We start from the raw sequence: 19,918 nt of genomic DNA, 5'->3' as shown, positions 1-19,918 counted from the left end.
TATTAACTATCGCTGGTACTCGTAACTTACGCGCGGTGTAATATTACACAGTAATTCGTAAGGGATAGTATCGGCGCAGTGGGCTATTTCTTCAACCGGAAGCTCCGGCCCCCACATTGTAACGCTGTCGCCTACTTTAACATTGTGCTCGTTTTCGCCTATATCAATGCTTATCATATCCATAGACACACTGCCTACAATACCGTAACGCTGCCCTGAAATCATAACCGGTGTACCTTCTTTGGCATGACGCGGATAGCCATCGCCATAACCCATAGCCACTACGGCTAATTGGGTTGGTTTATCACTTTGCCAACGGCCTCCGTACCCTACTCGCTCATGGGCGGCAACATCACGCACTGCAATCACCTTTGTGGTTAAACGCATGACCGGCTTTAAATTGTGTTCTTGCCCTGTGCAGTTTGCCATTGGCGACACCCCATAAAGCATAAGTCCTGGGCGTATCCAATCACCGTGTCCTGCTGGCCAAGCTATAATACCGGCCGAGTTTGATAAACAATGTGCTTGGTCTATGCCCTTTACAAGCGTATCAAATAAGCTAATTTGCTGTGCCGTTTTAGTATTGTGCGTATCATCGGCACACGAAAAATGGGTCATCAAATTAATGGTGCTTTTAGCATTGGGTGTGCGCTGCAAGCGGCTATAAAATGCGTCAAACTGCTCAGGTGCTATGCCTAATCGGTGCATGCCGGTGTTTATTTTTAGCCAGCAAGTAATTGGCGCATCTAAGGTGGCATTTTCTATTGCTGCAAGCTGGTTTTCGTCGTGCACAATAGTTTGAAAATTATTAGCCAATAAAATAGGTAAGTCGGCTTTATTAAAAAAACCTTCAAGCAGCACTATTGGCTTTGTTAAACCGCCGGCGCGCAGTGCGAGGGCTTCATCAATTCGGGCAACAGCAAAAGCATCAGCACTATTTAAGTGCTGGGCAATTTTTACTAAACCATGCCCATACGCATTGGCTTTTAATACCGCCATTATTTTGCTATTTGGCGCAAAACGTTTTACCTGCGATAAGTTATGCGCAAGGGCGGTTAAGTTAATTTCGGCTGTGGCTAGGCGCATTAGTATTCATCATCAACTGCTGGCCCCGCGTAATTATCAAAGCGAGAAAATTGCCCTTGGAAGGTTAAGCGCACTTTACCAATTGGGCCGTTACGCTGTTTACCTATGATGATTTCGGCGATGCCTTTTTCTGTACTGTCTTCGTTGTATACCTCATCACGGTATATAAACATGATTAAATCGGCATCTTGCTCTATCGAACCCGACTCACGTAAATCTGAGTTAATTGGGCGTTTATCGGCACGTTGCTCTAGCGTACGGTTTAGCTGCGAAAGCGCAATAACCGGGCACTGTAACTCTTTAGCGAGCGCTTTTAATGAACGCGATATTTCGGCAATCTCTAAAGTACGATTATCTGATAAACTAGGTACGCGCATTAACTGAAGGTAATCGACCATGATCATACTAATACCACCGTGGTCGCGCGCTATACGTCTTGCACGTGAACGCACATCGGTAGGTGTAAGCCCCGATGCATCATCAACATACATTTTGCCTTTTTCCATCAACAGCCCCATAGTTGATGAAAGGCGTGCCCAATCGTCATCATCTAGCTGGCCAGTACGTACCTTAGTTTGGTTAATACGACCAAGTGATGCCAACATCCTCATCATAATTTGTTCAGAGGGCATCTCTAATGAGTAAATAAGCACAGGCTTGTCTTGCGTCATTGCGGCGTGCTCAGCAAGGTTCATCGCAAAGGTGGTTTTACCCATTGAAGGACGTGCTGCAACAATAATTAAATCAGAAGGCTGCATACCTGCTGTCATTTTATCTAAATCAGCATACCCAGTGCTTACACCGGTTACACCGTCTTGCGGCGACTGGTATAGCTCTTCGATTTTATCGACGGTTTTTTCAAGAATGTTATGAATGCTTTGCGGGCCTTCGGTACTTTTTGTACGTTGCTCAGCAATTTTAAATACTTTACTCTCGGCAAAGTCTAATAAGTCGTGGCTGGTGCGCCCTTCTGGGTTAAAACCAGCTTCGGCTATTTCATTAGCTACGCCAATCATTTCGCGTACTACCGCGCGCTCACGCACAATATTGGCGTATGCATCGATATTCGCAGCACTTGGGGTGTTTTTAGCTATTTCGGCCAAATACGCAAAGCCACCAATGCCTGCTAGTTGGTTATTTTTTTCAAGACTTTCTGAAATTGTGATTAAATCTATCGGATCGCCCACTTCAGCAAGCGCGGTCATGGCTTCAAAAATAAGCTTATGGGTGCGGGTATAAAAGTCCTGCGCAACAACCAGCTCTGCTACGCGGTCAAAAGCTTGGTTATCAAGCATTAAGCCACCTAAAACAGATTGTTCAGCTTCTATTGAATGGGGAGGAACTTTAAGGGTATCGACTTGCTTATCTGGTTTGGCCATAACTTCACAGTACTAAAATTGAATGGCTCTATTCTATCGACTTGGCGGGGCTGTGCAAATAGCAAAGCAGGAAATCTTTTCCTGCTTTTTGTAATCATTAGCGTTATTTAGTTCGCAGCTCAATTCGCCCGCTTATAGTATCCATTTCAACACTTGCGTTGCCACCATTGGCACTAAACTCTAAATCACTAGAAGGGCCATATTTAGCTTTAGTAACTTTATCGCTGGTAACTTTATTAATAATTTTACCGTTGGCGTGCGCTTTAATCTCAAACTGAGCCGACACGCTTTGCGGGAAGTAAAAATCAGCATCACCACTTACCGACTCATAGCGAACATCAGCCCCTTTTAGCAACTCACTGATGTGTATTTCAGCTTCGCCGTTTACAGTATTAATACGTAAGCTTTTTATGCTCGATAATGTAAAATCGATATCGCCATTTACGTTTTCTAATCGTACGTCGTTTGCGGTTGTGCTTGATTTAATATCGCCATTTACGGCACTAAAACGCAGCTCGCCACTTGATTGCCTATCGTTAATTTCACCGTTTACGGTTTCAAATTGAATATTGCCGTTTAAGTTCTGTGCGTTTACATCGCCATTTACGGTGCTTAATTTAACAGTGCCGCTAATGTCATCTACCGTAATTTCACCATTAACAACATCAACCTCAGCGCCTTTTTTAAGTGTTTTTGCAGTCACTGACACATTTACGCCAGCAAATTCTAAGCGACTGCTTTTTGGCATAAATACCGTTAAGTTAGAGCCATCTCCATTGTTACCCCACCCCAAATTGCGTGGCATTTTTACTATAAATTCGGTTTTATCGCCTGTCGTTTTAAGCTCAAATCCTTCGGCCTTGTCATCAAGCTCGCCTGAGACTTTAAATTCGTTTTTATCCCAGCCGGTTATGTTTACATCGCCACGTTGGTTTTCAATAAAAATAGTGCCGCCGCTTGGCACCTCTATTTGCTTATCTATTTTTTCGCCCGCTAAAACGCTCAGTGGTAATAGGCTTAGCCCAAGTAAAATTGCTTTCATGTTATTCCCCTATATTTGCTGCCAACGCGGTGCATGCACCTTGTTAATTAAGTCGAGTTGTTGCTGGTAAACTTGCGCCAACATGGTCAGTAATGCCTGATTTTGTGGCTCGTTTTCAAGTGCCTGTTTAATTGCTTGCTCTGCTTCTTCAAGCTCTTGTAACTGTGCTTGCCAGTTATTGGTAAGTGCATCCTGGTTTTTGTACTGCACTAATAAACTTTGCTTTTGCGCTTTAAAATAATCGCTCATAGCAGCCACTTGGCTTGGCTCGTTATTGCTCATAAATATATTTATTGCTAATAACGCCGCTGCACTGCACGCAGCAATAGCGCTCAATTTAGGCCATAATGGCGCTTTAACAGCAGGTGGCTTAGCTGTAACTATGGCGTGCTCAATGCCCTGCCAAAGTGCTTTATTGGGCGCTATGTCTTTATTTAAATTGTTTAAAGACTCGTTTAAGTAGTCATCAAAACTTTGTTTACTCATACTCGTACCACTCTTGTAATAACTGCCTTGCACGATGATATTGCGACTTACTCGACCCCACTGCCATTCCCAATTGCTGGGCTATTTCTTCGTGGCGGTAGCCTTCAATGGCATATAAAACAAACACCATGCGGGCGCGCTCTGGTAGGCGAACAATTAATTTATCTAACCCATTTAATCCTTTACAACTTTGCGCGCTTTGCTCATCCATACCGCTTTGTTCTATGCTCACAACTTTGTTTAACCAGCTTTTGTGCTTGCGTACATAACTAATCGCAATGTTGCTTGCTACGCTATATAGCCAAGTAGAAAATTGTGAGCGCCCGTCAAACTGCGCTATTTTATGCCACACCTGCACAAACACCTCTTGGGCGGCATCTTCAGCGTGCGCTTCATCGGCCAATAAGCGCAAACATAAACCGTAAACACGCTTTATATGCAGCTCATATAATGCTTTATAAGCATTTTGATCCCCCGCTTTAACACGCTCAATGAGTGCAAGGTCGCATAGGGGCGTGTGCTCGGGTTTTGTGTGTAACATCCGTGATGTCGCCTTTTAATTATTTTTATTTAAAAACGTGTATTAATGAGTGTATTGATTACTAAGACGCAAAGACAGACAAGAAAGGTTTAAACTAATAATAAAAATAGTTAAATAATTTTATATAGAGCTATTAGATGGGTATTAAAGAGGAATTTTAGATACAAAAAAGCCGCGCTAAAAGCACGGCTTTTTGGGCTTAATTAAAAATTAAGCTTCAGCAATAACGATTACTTTAATAGTAGCTGTTACGTCTGAGTGTACTGCGATTGCAACGTCGAATTCGCCAGTTTCACGGATAGTACCGTGAGGTAAACGAACTTCTGATTTAGCAACTTCAACACCAACAGCTGAGATAGCGTCAGCGATGTCACGAGTACCGATTGAACCGAATAGCTTACCTTCGTCACCAGCTTTAGATACTAAAGTAACTTCTGCTAATGCTTCTAGTTTGTCAGCGCGTGCTTGTGCTGCAGTTAACTGTTCAGCGATTTTCGCTTCTAAGTCTGCGCGACGAGCATCAAACGTTTCAATGTTTGCTTTAGTTGCAGGAACTGCCTTACCTTGCGGGAAAAGGAAGTTACGTGCGAAGCCAGATTTAACAACAACCTGGTCACCTAGGCCACCTAGGTTAGCGATCTTATCTAGTAGAATAACTTGCATGTTTCTACACCTTTTAAAAACTGTTAATCCGCTGCTTACTTATGTAAGTCAGTGTATGGAAGAAGGGCTAAGTAGCGAGCACGCTTAATAGCAGTTGCTAGCTGGCGCTGGTATTTAGCGCTAGTACCTGTAATACGGCTAGGTACGATTTTGCCACTTTCTGTAACATAGTTTCTAAGAGTAGCTAGATCTTTGTAATCGATTTGTTGTACGCCTTCCGCTTTAAAGCGGCAGAACTTACGACGTCTGAAATAACGTGCCATGAGATTAATTCCTCAAATAATTCTTTCTATATGCTGAGCATGCAAAACCAATTGGCTAAGGCCGTTACGACCTTCGTGGCGATTTAAAAAACCACTCACTTGCAATGCCTGCCCAACGTGCAAATGTTGAGTCTGTTGTTGCATTTGCTTACCACTGGCAACAACCTGAAGCCTAACGTAACTATTACGGTTAAGATCTGCTTCGGTTTGCATCGATTTATGTTCTACAACAAAAATACAATGCGGTATGCCTGCAGGGCTTTGGCTAAACTTGGGTGTTTTACAAACAACCCCCGATATAACCAGCTGATTCATATATGGGCTAACCATTACACTAACTGCTGACTACGTGCCATGCTAGGACTCAAAACAATTAAGCAGCTGGTGCTTCTTTCTTCTCTTCTCTTGCAAGAGGAGACGCTTCAGTTACTGCATTTTTAGTACGCATAACTAAGTTACGAAGCACTGCATCGTTGTAGCGGAAAGTAGTTTCTAGCTCGCTGATTACTTCAGTAGGTGCTTCAACGTTCATAAGAACATAATGAGCTTTGTGAAGCTTGTTGATTGGGTAAGCCAGTTGACGACGGCCCCAGTCTTCAAGACGGTGGATAGTACCACCAGCTTCAGTGATAGAACCAGTATAACGTTCGATCATACCAGATACTTGCTCACTCTGATCAGGGTGAACCATGAATACGATTTCGTAATGACGCATGGATATTCCTTACGGTTAATAGAGCCTTCTACCGTTTCGGCCGGTCGGTTTAAGGCAAGGAATTAATAGTGTAAAAGCCGAAATTAGCGCGCATTTTACGCTTAGATGGATAATTAAGCAAGCAGGTTTTTTAAGCTTTGATAGATAAGTGTTAAAGCTATCAGCTATCAGCTATCAGCTATCAGCTATCAGCTATCAGCTATCAGCTATCAGCTATCAGCTATCAGCTATCAGCTATCAGCTATCAGCTATCAGCTATCAGGCTGATATTAATATGCATTCGCTTTATAACAACAAGCAGAATTACGATAAATGCGTTGGGTTTGTTGACGCAAAGCTTGCTTGCGTAAAAAGCGCAGCTTTTAATTACTTACCCCCTCCATTTGCGCCTAAAATATAAACATTTACTCAAACCTAAAGCCGTGCAATTATTAAGCAACACATTATTTAATAAGGATATTTATGAAGCTCTTACTATCATTTGTATTTGCACTTACTTTTAGTACCTCTTTTTTATGCCACGCAGACACTGCTACAACCGACATAACCGTTGGTAAAAAAGTCATTTTACAATCAAAAATACTTAACGAAGACAGGCCTATCAGAATTTTCATACCTGACAATGTAAAAGACGATCAGCCGCTTTATGTTATTTATTTACTAGATGGTATTGAGCACTTTCATACGGCGTCAGGTGTTATAAAATCCTTAGTTGATTACGAGCAAATACCTAATGCCATGCTTGTTGGTATTGATACAACTAACCGCGTGCGTGATTACTTACCTAAAGTAGAAGGTGAGCCTAAAACTGAGTTTCAAACCTTTGTAAAAAATAAATGGCCCGATGCTGGGCAAACCGGCAATTTTTTAAAGTTTGTGTCTGACGAGCTCATGCCCTATATAAACAGCAATTACTCAACTAACGGCTACAGCACCTTAATTGGTCACTCTAATGCTGGTACATTAGCGCTTTACACTTTAGTTAATCAGCCTGAATTATTTAACAACTACATAGCTATAAGCCCAAATAGTTGGTGGAGTGATGAAGAGTTAAAAAATAATATTATTAAATACACTAAAAACCCTAAAGGTACTCAAGAGTTATTTATTAGTGTAGCGAGTGAAGGCGCACGTTTTTATACAGGCGCATTAAATACGTTAGTAAATTTAGAGCAACAAATGCCCACACAGCTAAAATGGGAATATAAGCATTACCCTACATTTACTCATATGGGCACTATACTGCCAGCCCTTAGCGATAGCCTAATTCACTTATTTAGTGACCTAATTTTTAAAGTGACTGACGAGCACGGAAAATTTGCCGATGTATCACTTATCACAGGTTACTACCAAGCACTGAGCGATAAGTACGGATTTGAGCTTAAAATTCCACAAGATGTGTACGTAGAGTTTGCCCACAGGCAGCAAAAGTTTGATAACACTAAAAAAGCGATAACTACACTTAAACACTTTACTCGTGATTACCCTAATGCTGCTTACTCCCACATGCGGTTATCGCAAGGGTACACGGCTGACAAACAGTTTAAAGAAGCTGTTGCTAGTATGAAACACGCACTAAAACTTGCTAAACAAAATTCGCGCGACCCACTGTTAATTGATGCACTACAAGATATGGTAAATGAAGCCCAAGCCAATTTGTAACTGATTTAACGCAAAGCGCTTTTTAACTAACGATAGTAATTACGCGCTACGCTCGTCGCGTCAGCAAGCTAAACGCCTACAGGTAAAATTAAGCTCAGTGTTAAACTTTGCATGTAGACGCTGAGCTTGCTCGCGTGAAAAGCGCAGCTTTTAATCTGTTTAAAGCCACTTAAAAACAAAAAACCGATGTTTAAACTAAACATCGGTTTTTCTTTGCTGGAAGTTAACAGCTGATAGCTAAAAACTAACTACTTTACTTTATACGTTGGGTTTCGCTTCGCTCTTCCCAACCTACGTTATTTGCCTATCGCTTCTTTGGCGAACAGGTGTTTTATTGGGCCTAGGTTATCAACGAGTGACAGCCCGACTCCACGTATCAGCTTTTTAACCGGGTTGGCTCCTTCAAATAACTCTTTAAGCCCTTGCATCATGGCTATGTGCTTTTGCGCGTCGAGCTTGCGGGTGCGCTCGTAATCGCGAAGTGTGCGGGTGCTCGCAAACTCTTTACTATCACTTGTCAGTAGCTCAATTAAATACGCGGCGTCTTTTAGGCCTAGGTTCATACCAAGCCCTGCAAGTGGGTGAATGGTGTGCGCTGCATCGCCCATTAATACCACTTTGCCGCTTACCCATTGCTGGGCGTAGCGCATTTTAAGTGGAAATGCTGCGCGTTTACTTTGCACTTCACACAGCCCGCATTGGCCATCTATGGCTGCCATTACAGCTTTATTAAAAGTAGTGTCGTCCATTGCTAACAATTCATCGCAATGGTTAGGGCTGGTAGACCACACAATAGAATGGGTGTTGTCATCGCTAAGTGGTAAAAATGCTAATGGTCCAGTTGGTAAAAACACTTGGCGTGCGGTGTTTGCGTGTGGCTCTTTGGTTTTAACCGTAGCAACCAATGCATGATGGTCGTAATCTTTAAAGCTTAGCGCCATATTAAATTGTTTACGAATAGCCGAATTTGCGCCATCGGCCGCCACCAGCAGCTTAGCAATAATAGGCTCGCCGCTTTTAAGGGTTATAAATACGTCGGACTCACTTTGGTGTATTTGTTGATACTCAGTATCAAACATCAGTGTGGCAGTGGGGTGTTGCTCTAGCTCTTTTATAAGTGCAAAACGAATAATATCGTTTTCAACTATATGGCCTAAGTGTTCAAGCTCAAGTTGCTCGTTATTAAAGGTTATTTTACCAAAGCTGTCGGCATCGCGTACGTCCATATGCGTATATGCACACGCTCGTTCTGCCATTATGTGTGGCCATACGTTTAATTGCTCAAACAGGTTTTGGCTTGCAATACTCAGCGCACTTACGCGCAAGGCATATTCATCACTTGGCGGTAATTGCTTTGGCGCGGCGTCTAGCACCACAACACTTACATTGGCTTTAGCGAGTCCTAACGCGAGTGTTAAGCCTACGCAGCCACCACCCACTATACAAACCTGTGCTTGCTTCATAAACGTGTACCTTGTTTAACTTGCCCCATTAGCTGCTTGGCCAACGGTGCTTTTAATGCGGGAAATAAATCCATTGAGAAAAGCCCAATGCTGCGCCCAAGCGCTAATACCCGTGACGAGTTTGAAAAAAGCCTAACCAGTGCGTCGGTTAAACTCATTACGGTATTTATATCGCTGCTACGCTTTTGTGAATACTCACGGGTAAACGCATAACTGCCTAACTCGTTTTTACTTGTTGCAATTAAATTACTAAGTACTTGTACATCACGCAGGCCTAAATTAAAGCCCTGCCCTGCAATGGGGTGAATAGCATGAGCAGCGTTACCAATGACTACCGTACGATGCGCTGTTAATGATTCAGCTTGGCCATATACTAGCGGGTAGCTTGTGCGTGTGCCCACTTTTGTAAATTGCCCTGCCCGATAACCAAATGCACTTTGCAGCGCGTTTAAAAAATCATTTTCGTTTAAGACTGTATGCTGATCAACGTGCTGTTGCTTCATGCACCACACTAACGAATAACGGCTATTGCTCATTGGTAAAAGTGCCATAGGGCCGTGCTCGGTAAAGCGCTCATACGCATGGTTGTTATGCCCGCCTGCTACTTCAACATTGGCTATAATAGCGCCTTGTTCATAGGGCTGAGTATTAAAGCCTAAACCCTGTAAGTTACGGGTTGGAGATTGCGCACCATCGGCAATAACCAGTAGCTTAGTATTAAGTTGCTCGCCGCTTTGTAAAGTAACCTCATTACTGTTTAGGCTTTGCTTAATAGCGCTTACGCTATCGGGGCAATAAAGTGCAATACTCGCTTGCGTTAAACGCTGATACAGTGCGCGGCCAAACGGGTTTACCTCAACCACGTAACCTAATGACGGTTTAGCAAACTCGTCGCAACTAATATGTGCTTTACCAAAGTGACCACGATCCGACACGCTTACTTTTTTTATTGCTGCTGTGTATGGCGCACGTGGCTCAAATAAATTTAACTGCTGTAAATACTCAACCGACTGCTGTGCAAGGGCAATACTTCTGTCGTCAAAACTTGGGTGGTAATCGCCCGTTACTTGGTTTGCCTCTACTACCGCAATAGTGAGTGAAGGGTTTGTTTTAGCAATGCTTAGCGCACAACTTGCCCCTGCAAGCCCGCCCCCAATAACAACGACATCAAACTGCTTAGACACTTTATTTCTCCAAGCTTATGCGCTTTTTGCACTTTGCATAAGTGCTTCTATATCGTTTATGGTTTTAGGCACACTCAGGGTGAGGTTTTCATGCCCTGACTCAGTAATAAGTAAATTATCTTCGATACGAATACCAATGCCTTTATATTGCTGCGGTGCGTTTGAATCTTCACTAATGTAAAGCCCAGGCTCTATGGTTAAAACCATGCCTGGCTCAAATGCGCGCTCAACGTTGTTTTGTTTGTAATCGCCTACATCGTGAACATCAAGGCCTAACCAGTGGCCAAGGCCGTGCATGTAATATTCTTTACAGGCACCTTTTGCCATTAACTCATCAAAGTCGCCGGTTAAAATACCTAAATCAAGTAAACCTTGAGTCATTACTTCCATTGCACGTTTATTCGCATGCGACATAAACCCGCCGGGTTTAACTTCTTCAAAAGCCACTTTTTGCGCTTTAAGTACAATGTTATAAAGCGCGGCTTGAGGTTCGCTAAACTTGCCATTTACAGGAAAGGTACGCGTAATATCAGCCGCGTAACCTTGTAACTCACACCCTGAGTCAATTAATACTAGGTCGCCATCTTTTAGCACATTGCTATTTTGCGTGTAGTGCAAAATATTAGCGTTATCGCCACTACCAACAATGGTGCCGTACGCAGGATGCGGCGCTCCGTTCATTGCATAATGATGATGCAGCTCTGCCTCTAGCTGAAACTCTGTAGCACCAGGGTGCGAATAACGCATTGCACGCATATGCCCACGGGCACTTATTTCGCAGCCTTCACGCATAATGTTTACTTCGCTTGGCGATTTAAACAAGCGCATTTCGTGAATAAGAGCACGCACATCTTTTATAGTACTCGGTGCCTGATAGCCTTTTTTAGGCGCGCTACGAAGTGTGTTTAACAAGGTAAATACTTTGGTATCAAAACTTGGGTAAGCGCCTTGTGCATAAAATAAAATCTGCTGACCGTTAACCAAATCTAATAATTGTTCAGTTAGCTCACTTAATGCGTAAGTTTCGTCGAATAAGTACTCATTTTTAGCTTTTTCGAAGCCAATTCTGCGGCCGTGCCAAATTTCGGCCAGTTTATCTTTATCAAGACAAAATAACGTACTTGGCGTATCGCTGTTATTGCATAGCACTAAAACGGCATCGGGTTCGTTAAAGCCGGTTAAGTAAAAAAAGTCGCTGTCTTGTCTAAATGCATATTCCGTATCGCGGCTACGAGTTACTTCACTGGCCGCAGGAATAATGGCCACACTGTTTGCATCCATTTTCGCAAGTAAACGCTCACGGCGTGCTTTAAATTCTGACTTTTGTATTTCAACCATGCTTTAACAACCCGTTTTATTTAGATTAATGTAGTGTTTTTTTAGGTGCTTTTTCTTTGCCAAGCTCGGCAAAACAAAGCAATGCCGATACACGTACATATTCAATCACTTCATGCAGGGCTTGGCTGTCTTCTTCGGTTTCGTCAAACATGGTATCTAGGCGTGTAATTTCGCTAAAATCGCTAATAACTTCTTTTACATCTGCCGATAACTTACCGTAATCTTTTTGCTTTAAACCAAATCCAAGCATAAACCCTGCAACCCATGATACGAGGCCATTGGCTTGATCGATGAGTGTTTCATCATCGCTTGGTAAAAATAAATCGAACGCAAAAGCTTCATCGTTAAAACTTGCTACCACTTGCTTATAAATGGTGCCGAAAAACTGCTTTAGGTCGTTGCTAAACGCTTGGCCATCATTAAATACATCGCTTAATAAGCCTAAGTATTCTTTGTCATCAATACTTAAACCACACGCTAGTAATCCGCTAATTACGCCGTGCGCTTCTGCCGGTGAGACAAAAATTTCGTTTTTTTCTAAAAGCAGCTGGGCTTTTTGGTAATCTGGTAAGTCGCTCATGTTTATATCTTCGCTTTGCTAGTTAAGGCAATGCTACCACTCGATAAAAAGCAACTCCAATTAATTGTATGATCCTGCTCAAAAAGTAGCATGATAAGTAAATAGCGAGTTACCAGCGGGCAAAAACTGCTCGAACGGTTCAATTTTTTACGTTTGGGGTTTAAGGAATGGATTATGTCTTATATACTGAACTTGTTCCCTGGGGTGCCGGAGTTTGGTTAAGTCCCTGAGCCGATAAATTTTATACCAGGATTTCTGTTCGTCTACTATTGTGCAAGCTCGGCATGTACCGAGAAGCCTACGGTAGACCGCAGCTTTCCGCCCTGAAACCTTCTGGTTTCAGGACTGACGCCGGACACCGCACACTTGGGGAACACTTTTCTTATTTTTCTGTTTTTGCATTTTTTGCTACACCCCTGTTTTTAAATACCCTTTATTACCTTTATAAATTTTTAGCAAAAAAAAGCTGCAATTGATATTAATCAACCACAGCTTAGTCCTAGAACACATTTCGTTATTTATCTAAACCAGCTTTGAAAACGCTCCATCAGCATATAGTTTACTGGCACTAATATAAGCGTAATAAACGTAGCAAACACAATACCAAAGCCAAGGCTTACTGCCATTGGAATTAAAAACTGTGCTTGTGTAGCCTTTTCAAATAGTAGCGGCATTAAACCAATAAAGGTGGTTAAACTTGTTAGCATTACTGGGCGAAAACGTGCAGCCCCTGCAAGTTTAACCGCATCAATAATTTTGCCGCCTTCACTGCGTTTTTTATTAATAAAGTCGACCAACACAAGTGAGTCGTTAACCACCACACCAATAAGTGCCAACATACCAAGTAAGCTCATAATGGTTAACTCCATCCCCATAACCCAGTGCCCTATTACAGCGCCTATCATGCCAAACGGAATAACGCTCATTACAATAATTGGCTGCATGTACGATTTAAGCGGTATCGCTAATAGTGAGTAAATAATAAAAAATACAAATAACAATGCCCAAGCAAGCGAGCCAAACGACTCTCTTTGCTCTTTAGCTTCACCTTCTAGCTTGTAATCAACACCTGGGTATTGCTGCATTAATTCATCTAAATACTCAGTTAGGTCGGCTTGCAGCGCGGTCATGTTGGTATTGCTTTTTTCTATGTCGGCAGTCACGTTAAGTGTGCGGTAGCGGTCTATTCGGTTAATCGTAGATGGGCTTTGCCCTGCAATTAATGTGGCTACATGCGAAAGTGGCACCGAGCCGCCCGTGGGCGTAGTAATAAGTATATTTTGTAAGTCGGCTACAGAGCGGCGCTCTTCAATAGGTAGGCGTACCATAACACGTACATCGTCACGCCCGCGTTGAATACGCTGCACCTGCGAGCCAAAAAACGAGTTACGTACTTGGTTTGCTACATCAACTCGGTTTAATCCCAAAGCAAAGCCTTGCTCGGTAAGCTCTATTTGCAACTCTTCTTTACCATCAGACATGCTATCGGCAATATCAAATACGGTTGGGTAAGTACTTAAGCGCGCTTTAACGCTTTCGGCAATTTTTTGTAACGTATCGAGCGATGTACCACTTAGCTGCACATCTATAGGGTCTGAGCTGCGTCCTATTTCGGCCCTAAAGGTTACGCTTTCGGCGCCAGGAATAATCCCTATTAAATCTCGCCACTCACTTACCAGCTCGCGTGAGCCAATGTCTGAGTCGCGGCTCTCTGCAGGGGTTATTTCAAAGCGCACACTGCCTGAGTTAGACACGCCGCCACGGCCACCGGTTGAGGCTAAAATATTTAATATAACGCTTTCGCCGGTATCTTCATCGCGGTATTTGTCTTGCAATAACTGCGCTTTTTGCGACATATCCATTACATACTTATTGGTAACTTCAAACGGCGTGCCTGTTGGCAAGGTTAATGTTACTCGTACGGTTTCGCTTGGGATACGCGGAAAAAATACAAACTTAGTCCAACCACTGGTTATTAAAGTTAAAATTATAAAAAACACACCAACAAACAAACTCACCGTCGCTAATTTATAGCGCAATGCTTTAGCTAAAATAGGCTGATAGTATTTTAAAATAGCGCTTTCAAATCCGTCTGCAAAACGCTGCTGAAGTACTTCAAGCTTTGATGATTTTGTTTTTTGATTACGTAGTTTTATGTACTTTAAATGTGCTGGCAGCACAAACTTAGACTCAATTAACGAGAACAGTAATACCGGAATAACCACCACCGGAATTTGTGCAAACAAGGCGCCCCGTGCGCCTTCAATAAACGCTAAAGGTAAAAAGGCCGCTACGGTTGTTAGTACCCCAAAGGTAACTGGTGTTGCAACTTCTTGCGTGCCTAAAATGGCAGCTTGTTCGCCCGACTCTGCGGTTTTTAAATGAGTATAAACGTTCTCCCCCGTTACTATGGCGTCATCCACCACAATACCCAGTACTAAAATAAAGCCAAATAAGCTCATAATATTAAGGGTTACACCAAAGATAGGCATCGCAATAAATGCGCCCATAAACGAAACAGGAATACCAATAAACACCCAAAATGCGATGGCTGGGCGTAAAAATAGAGTTAGCAAAGCCAGTACCAAAATGCCCCCTTGAAGGGCGCTGCTGGTTAGCGTAGCAATACGGCTTTTTACAACTTGAGAGTCGTCATCCCAGTAACTTAATTCAAAACCTTGTGGTAACGAGCTTTGCTTGGACTCTATGTAGTTTTTTACATCATCTGCGACATCTATCGCACTTTGCGGCCCTATGCGGTATACATCTATAAAGGCGGCTTGTTTACCATTAAAGCGTGTACGTACTGGGGTCTCTTCAAAGTCATCATTAATGTTTGCTATATCACCTAAGCGTATTACTGTACCGTCGCTCTGATTTTTAACTACAATGTTTGCAAATTCATCTTTTCGGTAAGCTTGCCCTTTTGAGCTTATAAGTACATCGCCCCCTTCTGTTTTTAAATTACCAGCCGAAATATCAGAGCTCGACTTAGCCACAGCGGTAGATATTTGCGCAAGGGTTAAGTTGTATTGGCGTAGTGTATCTTGGCTTACTTCTATGGCGAGCTCGTAATCGCGTACACCACTTAGCTCAACCTGCGTTACATTCGGAAGGCGTAAAATATCGTCGCGTACTTGCTCGGCGTATTCTAAGGTTTCTTTTTCACCGTAATCGCTCGCTACGGTAACAGCTATTACTTCGCGTTTTCGTTCGGCAAGCGCCACAATAGGCTTTTCAGCATCGGCCGGAAAAGTGTTTATAGCATCTACACGGCTTTTTATATCGGCTAATAACTCGCGCGGGTCGTAGCCACTTTCTACTTCTATGGTCACCGACGCAGAGCCCTCTGATGAGCGGCTAGAAATTTGCTCTATACCTTCTAAATCTTGAACGGCTTCTTCTATTCGAATGGTAACCCCTTGCTCTACATCCTCAGGGGTTGAGCCGCGCAAAGTAACGCTTACACTTATGCGATCTGTTTCAAACGATGGAAACACCTCAAGCGGTATTTGACTCGATAAACTAAATAAACCCGATAGCAGTAACGTAATAAGCAATAAATTGGCTGCTACATGGTTTTTTGTAAACCAAGCAATCATGGCTTATCTCCTTGTGCAGCGCGGCGTTTTTGTATTAGCTCTTCAACACTAATTCCCATTTCTTGCGCTTTTTTTTCTAGCTGCTCACGCGATGGACGCTTACCTTTGCCTGCGCCATTTGGGCCTTTTGCTCGCATATTTTGCGTATCGGTTTCGCCTAAAATGCTTACTGCTGTGCCTGAACTTACTTGCCCAAGCGGTGTAATTACTAACTTATCGCCTGCATTAAGGCCTGTTTTTACCATAGCTTGTGTAGCATTTTGCCATGCAAGCGTAATGTTTTTACGCTTTAGCAGCCCCTCTTCAACCACATACACGTAGCTGCCTTGATAAATAGTACTATTAGGGATTATTAACGCATCAGGCACTGTTTTACCGCTAATTTGCGCAGTGATGTATTGCCCAATTTTAATTGGGTATTGGTTATTAGCCGTGGCTTTGTAAGGGTCATTTATTTGCGCAACAATATACAATTGCTGTGCACCTTCATCGATAGCGCCTTCAGTACGTATTATTTGCCCTTGCCATGTTTGCTCGCCCACTAAGTCAGATTTAAACTTAACGAGTGAGCCGGCTTGGTTTTTACTGCCATCTCTGTATTGCTCTGGCAAACTAATATACGAAAGGTCTTTATTTTTAATTGGTAAGCGCACTTCAACGCTGTCTATGGCATAAATAGTTGCAAGTTCTGTGTTTTCGCTTACCACTTGGCCAAGGTCTACATTACGACTAAGCACACGCCCAGCGTAAGGCGCTGTAATTTGGGTACGCTCTAAATCAAGCTGTGCTTTTTCAAGTGCGGCTTGTGCTGAAAGTACTTGTGCTTGTGCAGCCGCTAGTTGGGGCTCGCGAAGTACTAAGCTGTTCGCTTGAGATGAGCCGCCTAAACGCTTCCAATCAGTAATTGCTTGTTGGCCGCGGGCTTTTTCTTCTAACAAACTTTGCTCTGCAGTAAGTAATGCTGCTTGCGCCGATTTAACCTCAGCCTGATGATCTCTATCGTCTAGCTGTAGCAGTACATCGCCTTTTTCAAAAAAACCGCCCTCTCTAAAATCATCACTTACTTTATTAATTTGCCCAGATGCTTGAGCAACTAACAAACTTTGAGTACGCGGCTTTACCGTGCCATAGCTATCGATAAAAATTAAGTAATCTTGTGGCTCAATCTTTTTTACCGATACGCTCACCGTGGCTTTAGGAGGTGAGCCAAAACGTTTTGCTTCAGGTGGATTACCCTTAATAAACATAACAATTAAAATGGTGGCCACCACCACTACGGCTGGGATTAAAAGTTTTGCTGATTTAGTTTTCATCGTTATTGCTCTTAGGTTCGCTTGTTGGGGCGTTAAAATCGCCGCCAAGGGCAACGTATAGGTTTATTCGGTTAGCAATTAGCTGGTTTTTTGTTTCAATGAGTGAGCTTTGCGCATCAAAAGAGCGCGACTGGGCATCAAGCACAGTAGTGTAAGTTACTAAGCCGCTTTGGTACTGCTCAAACGACAGTTGCTCTGCTGCAAGGGCGTTTTCTTGCGCCTCTAGCGTGCTTTTATAACTGGCTTGCAAGGATTGCTGCTGAGTAATTGCGTTTTCAACATCGCTGAATGCATCGTACAAGGTATCTAAATATGCTTGTTCTTGTTTTTGTGCATTTAAGCGTGCAATTTCTTCATTTGCTTTTAGCTGGCCACCATTAAATATTGGCGCAGAAATACTGCCTAATAAAGACCACGCTAAGCTTGATGGCGAGAATAAATCGCTCACTCTATCGGTGCTATCACTCACGCTTGCTGATAAGTTTAAACTAGGGAAACGCTGTTTATGTGCATAGGCTAGGCCTGCATCGCTTACTAATAGCTGGTACCAGCTTGCGCGCAATTGAGGCTTGCGTGTAATTAGCTCAGAGGGAATACCGGTATTAATTGGCGAAAGAAAAACTGGCAGTTCAACCTCTGCTGATATATCGCCTTTGGGGTAGCCGCCTAATAAGCGCTCTAAAGAACGCGACGCGCTTACAAGCGTGGCTTGTTGATTAGCAATACGCGTACGCTCGTTATTAAGCTCATTACGGGCTAAATATACATCGAGTGCTTCATTAATACCTTGGCGGTAGCCCGATTCAATAATATCTAAGTTTTGCTGTGCGTTTTCTTCTCGACGTTTATATAAATCGAGTAACTGCTGGGCGGTTACTAAATCAAACCAGCCGGTGACAACATCAGCCACCAATTGCTGCTTAGCTTGCTCAAAACTAGCTTGTTGCGCTAAGTAGTTTAGGTTTGCTTGGCGTTTAGCATCAGATAACTTACCCCACACATCTACTTCATAGCTTAGCTCTAGCGTGACAGAGCTGGCATTATCATAACTTACAGGTCTATTGTCTTTACTGCGCCTAGTTTGCGCAGATAAATCAAGATCGGGCCAAAGCGCAGAGCCTGAAATTATTAATTGCTGCTTTTGTATTTGTACATCGTAGGCACTTTGCAGCAAAGCCTGATTATTATTAAGTGCTTTATTAACAAGGTTTTCAATGTAAGGATTTTCTAAGGTTTGCAGCCATTGCTGATCTACTGCAAGTGTCTTTTGTGCTAAACCATGTTGCCATGTCGCTGCAATGTCGCTGGGTGCTTGCTCGCGCTGCTGAGGGTTTAGCGTACCTGCACAACCGCTCAACAATACCAAGCTAAGAGCCAATAAAGTTGGCTTAGTTTGCCAAATCATAGTTAACCTAAATTACTGCCATTTATGAATGTAATTCAAGCACTTTGGCAAATTTTGCTCAACTTACTTTACATAACATTACATACGTTGCGATGAATTAACATAATAGTCAGTTATTATAAAAACCGGCAGGTAATTTGGAGGGTATTTATACAAAAAAGCAAATAGCGTGTAATACACTATTTGCTAAACGGGATAAGTAATATTGTTAAACACAAGCCTTTAAATTTCTTTAACGAAGCTCATATATTGCTGCATATCGCCAACAACTGCTTGCGCTAATAATTCGCTTGTTTTTACTGCGTACGGCTGCTTAAAGTGAATATCCCACAACGCAGATTCACTGCGCCAATGTTCATAAACAACTAATGTATCGTCGTTATTTTCAATACTATATAAATCAAACACTAAGTTACCAGGCTCCTGGCTGCGCGTTTGCGTTACATGAGTTTCGAAACGCTCAATGACTTTATTTTTAAAACTTGGCTTAATCTTAAAAATAAAAAACACAATACATATATCATCTTCAGGGTTAACAACTTTTGTATTACGCTCATGCAGCGGAGCTGGCACTGTATTTTCTAATAACATGACCTGTGGCGCCGATTGGCTGATTTCAGGCAGCGCATTTAATAACGTTTGTGTGTAATCTTGTGCGCCATGGTAATCAACTGCATTTTGATCTTCAAAACGCTCATAAGCAAAAAAGACGCCTGGCTCGTTTTTATCCTGATATAAACGCATCTCTATAAGACCTGTTTCGGCTTTAGCGCCTTGCTTGTCTTCTTCTAGTAGCGCTTTAAATTGTGCGATGTGCTCATCTTTAATATCAAACTTAACAATTTGCGTGATCATAATTAGCTCCAGCTTTAAATTACTTATACCAATACGCTTAATTAAGTGATCTATTTTGAGGCTTGAAAAACGTGCTGATAGCTAGGCAAAAAAGCCGCTATTTAGTTGTTCTAAATAGGAACTTTTAACGCCGGTAGTGACACGTTTAGCCCCGCAAAATGATTAAGTATTATTGCGGATTGGCGTTATTAGGGCTAAAGGTACCCTGCACTTTATTAACCTCAGATCTGCATAAGAATTAAAGTCGAGTCACTTTTATACTCGGCTTTTTAGTCTGAAAAGTATAGGCAATTAATCCAGCCATTAAATTAACCATAAATGAGATGCAGCTGCGGTGCCTT

18 protein-coding genes, 1 other RNA gene and 1 pseudogene are annotated in these 19,918 nt (G+C 42.5%); 2 read left to right on the top strand and 18 right to left on the bottom strand.

The genetic code is table 11. From position 1 onward, the window contains the following. Nucleotides 1–6 precede the first annotated feature (6 nt). The 9 genes from alr to rpsF all read right to left on the bottom strand — a co-directional run bounded on the left by alr (nucleotide 7) and on the right by rpsF (nucleotide 6,175). A complete protein-coding gene (gene alr, locus PSH41_RS18410) occupies nucleotides 7–1,086 on the bottom strand; it encodes an alanine racemase (RefSeq protein ID WP_273589850.1) in 1,080 nt (359 codons plus the stop codon). Further along, nucleotides 1,086–2,465 carry a replicative DNA helicase gene (gene dnaB / locus PSH41_RS18405; protein ID WP_004588461.1) on the bottom strand — a complete coding sequence of 460 codons (1,380 nt, stop codon included), beginning with the start codon at nucleotides 2,463–2,465 and terminating at the stop codon, nucleotides 1,086–1,088. The genes alr and dnaB overlap by 1 nt, the downstream gene beginning before the upstream one ends. A gap of 103 nt (nucleotides 2,466–2,568) precedes the next feature. Continuing rightward, nucleotides 2,569–3,507, bottom strand: coding sequence for a DUF4097 family beta strand repeat-containing protein (locus tag PSH41_RS18400; RefSeq protein WP_273589851.1), 939 nt, complete (start codon nucleotides 3,505–3,507; stop codon nucleotides 2,569–2,571). A gap of 9 nt (nucleotides 3,508–3,516) precedes the next feature. Continuing rightward, nucleotides 3,517–3,993, bottom strand: a complete 477-nt coding sequence (locus PSH41_RS18395) for a hypothetical protein (RefSeq protein ID WP_273589852.1) — start codon at nucleotides 3,991–3,993, stop codon at nucleotides 3,517–3,519. Continuing rightward, nucleotides 3,986–4,534, bottom strand: a complete 549-nt coding sequence (locus tag PSH41_RS18390; protein WP_004588458.1) for an RNA polymerase sigma factor — start codon at nucleotides 4,532–4,534, stop codon at nucleotides 3,986–3,988. Before PSH41_RS18390 ends, PSH41_RS18395 begins: the two co-directional genes overlap by 8 nt. Before the next feature lie 210 nt (nucleotides 4,535–4,744). After that, nucleotides 4,745–5,197, bottom strand: coding sequence for a 50S ribosomal protein L9 (gene rplI / locus PSH41_RS18385; RefSeq protein WP_004588457.1), 453 nt, complete (start codon nucleotides 5,195–5,197; stop codon nucleotides 4,745–4,747). Nucleotides 5,198–5,232: 35 nt separating this feature from the next. Next, nucleotides 5,233–5,460: a 30S ribosomal protein S18 gene (gene rpsR / locus PSH41_RS18380; RefSeq protein WP_002962753.1), complete on the bottom strand. Its 228-nt coding sequence runs from the start codon at nucleotides 5,458–5,460 to the stop codon at nucleotides 5,233–5,235. 12 nt (nucleotides 5,461–5,472) lie between these two features. Next, complete coding sequence (gene priB / locus PSH41_RS18375) at nucleotides 5,473–5,790, bottom strand: primosomal replication protein N (protein WP_004588456.1); 318 nt, start codon at nucleotides 5,788–5,790, stop codon at nucleotides 5,473–5,475. Nucleotides 5,791–5,833: 43 nt separating this feature from the next. Continuing rightward, nucleotides 5,834–6,175 (bottom strand): 30S ribosomal protein S6, encoded by a 342-nt coding sequence (gene rpsF, locus PSH41_RS18370; RefSeq protein ID WP_004588455.1) that lies wholly within the window; start codon nucleotides 6,173–6,175, stop codon nucleotides 5,834–5,836. A gap of 462 nt (nucleotides 6,176–6,637) precedes the next feature. Between rpsF and PSH41_RS18365 the strand changes: the two genes are divergently transcribed. Next, nucleotides 6,638–7,837, top strand: coding sequence for an alpha/beta hydrolase-fold protein (locus tag PSH41_RS18365; protein WP_273589853.1), 1,200 nt, complete (start codon nucleotides 6,638–6,640; stop codon nucleotides 7,835–7,837). Between the two features lie 296 nt (nucleotides 7,838–8,133). On the opposite strand, the gene PSH41_RS18360 is transcribed toward PSH41_RS18365, so the two are convergent. The 4 genes from PSH41_RS18360 to PSH41_RS18345 are packed head-to-tail and all read right to left on the bottom strand — an operon-like array spanning nucleotide 8,134 to nucleotide 12,402. Continuing rightward, entirely contained in the window at nucleotides 8,134–9,300 is a 1,167-nt protein-coding gene (locus tag PSH41_RS18360; RefSeq protein WP_054983835.1) for an FAD-dependent monooxygenase, read from the bottom strand. Then, complete coding sequence (gene ubiH / locus PSH41_RS18355; RefSeq protein ID WP_273589854.1) at nucleotides 9,297–10,484, bottom strand: 2-octaprenyl-6-methoxyphenyl hydroxylase; 1,188 nt, start codon at nucleotides 10,482–10,484, stop codon at nucleotides 9,297–9,299. Before ubiH ends, PSH41_RS18360 begins: the two co-directional genes overlap by 4 nt. Nucleotides 10,485–10,499: 15 nt before the next feature. Further along, nucleotides 10,500–11,822 (bottom strand): Xaa-Pro aminopeptidase, encoded by a 1,323-nt coding sequence (gene pepP / locus PSH41_RS18350; RefSeq protein WP_273589855.1) that lies wholly within the window; start codon nucleotides 11,820–11,822, stop codon nucleotides 10,500–10,502. A 25-nt stretch (nucleotides 11,823–11,847) separates the two neighbouring features. Further along, nucleotides 11,848–12,402, bottom strand: coding sequence for a UPF0149 family protein (locus PSH41_RS18345; RefSeq protein ID WP_004589599.1), 555 nt, complete (start codon nucleotides 12,400–12,402; stop codon nucleotides 11,848–11,850). A gap of 193 nt (nucleotides 12,403–12,595) precedes the next feature. On the opposite strand from PSH41_RS18345, the gene ssrS reads away from it, so the two are divergent. Beyond that, a non-coding RNA gene (ssrS, locus tag PSH41_RS18340) (6S RNA) lies at nucleotides 12,596–12,779 on the top strand. A gap of 141 nt (nucleotides 12,780–12,920) precedes the next feature. On the opposite strand, the gene PSH41_RS18335 is transcribed toward ssrS, so the two are convergent. The 5 genes and pseudogenes from PSH41_RS18335 to PSH41_RS20145 form a co-directional block, all read right to left on the bottom strand. Then, nucleotides 12,921–16,004: an efflux RND transporter permease subunit gene (locus PSH41_RS18335; protein ID WP_004589597.1), complete on the bottom strand. Its 3,084-nt coding sequence runs from the start codon at nucleotides 16,002–16,004 to the stop codon at nucleotides 12,921–12,923. Further along, complete coding sequence (locus PSH41_RS18330) at nucleotides 16,001–17,317, bottom strand: efflux RND transporter periplasmic adaptor subunit (protein ID WP_096042230.1); 1,317 nt, start codon at nucleotides 17,315–17,317, stop codon at nucleotides 16,001–16,003. Before PSH41_RS18330 ends, PSH41_RS18335 begins: the two co-directional genes overlap by 4 nt. After that, nucleotides 17,307–18,722 carry a TolC family protein gene (locus PSH41_RS18325; protein WP_273589856.1) on the bottom strand — a complete coding sequence of 472 codons (1,416 nt, stop codon included), beginning with the start codon at nucleotides 18,720–18,722 and terminating at the stop codon, nucleotides 17,307–17,309. The genes PSH41_RS18330 and PSH41_RS18325 overlap by 11 nt, the downstream gene beginning before the upstream one ends. Before the next feature lie 222 nt (nucleotides 18,723–18,944). Next, nucleotides 18,945–19,577 (bottom strand): putative quinol monooxygenase, encoded by a 633-nt coding sequence (locus tag PSH41_RS18320; protein ID WP_273589857.1) that lies wholly within the window; start codon nucleotides 19,575–19,577, stop codon nucleotides 18,945–18,947. A gap of 238 nt (nucleotides 19,578–19,815) precedes the next feature. Continuing rightward, nucleotides 19,816–19,918 (bottom strand): annotated as a pseudogene (locus tag PSH41_RS20145) (IS982 family transposase); the annotation flags it as partial.

It is taken from the genome of Pseudoalteromonas sp. CST2 (assembly GCF_028599385.1).
GTDB classification, from domain to species: domain Bacteria; phylum Pseudomonadota; class Gammaproteobacteria; order Enterobacterales; family Alteromonadaceae; genus Pseudoalteromonas; species Pseudoalteromonas atlantica.
Note: the sequence above shows the minus strand (reverse complement) of the source record. Positions and strands in the feature narration are given on the sequence as shown.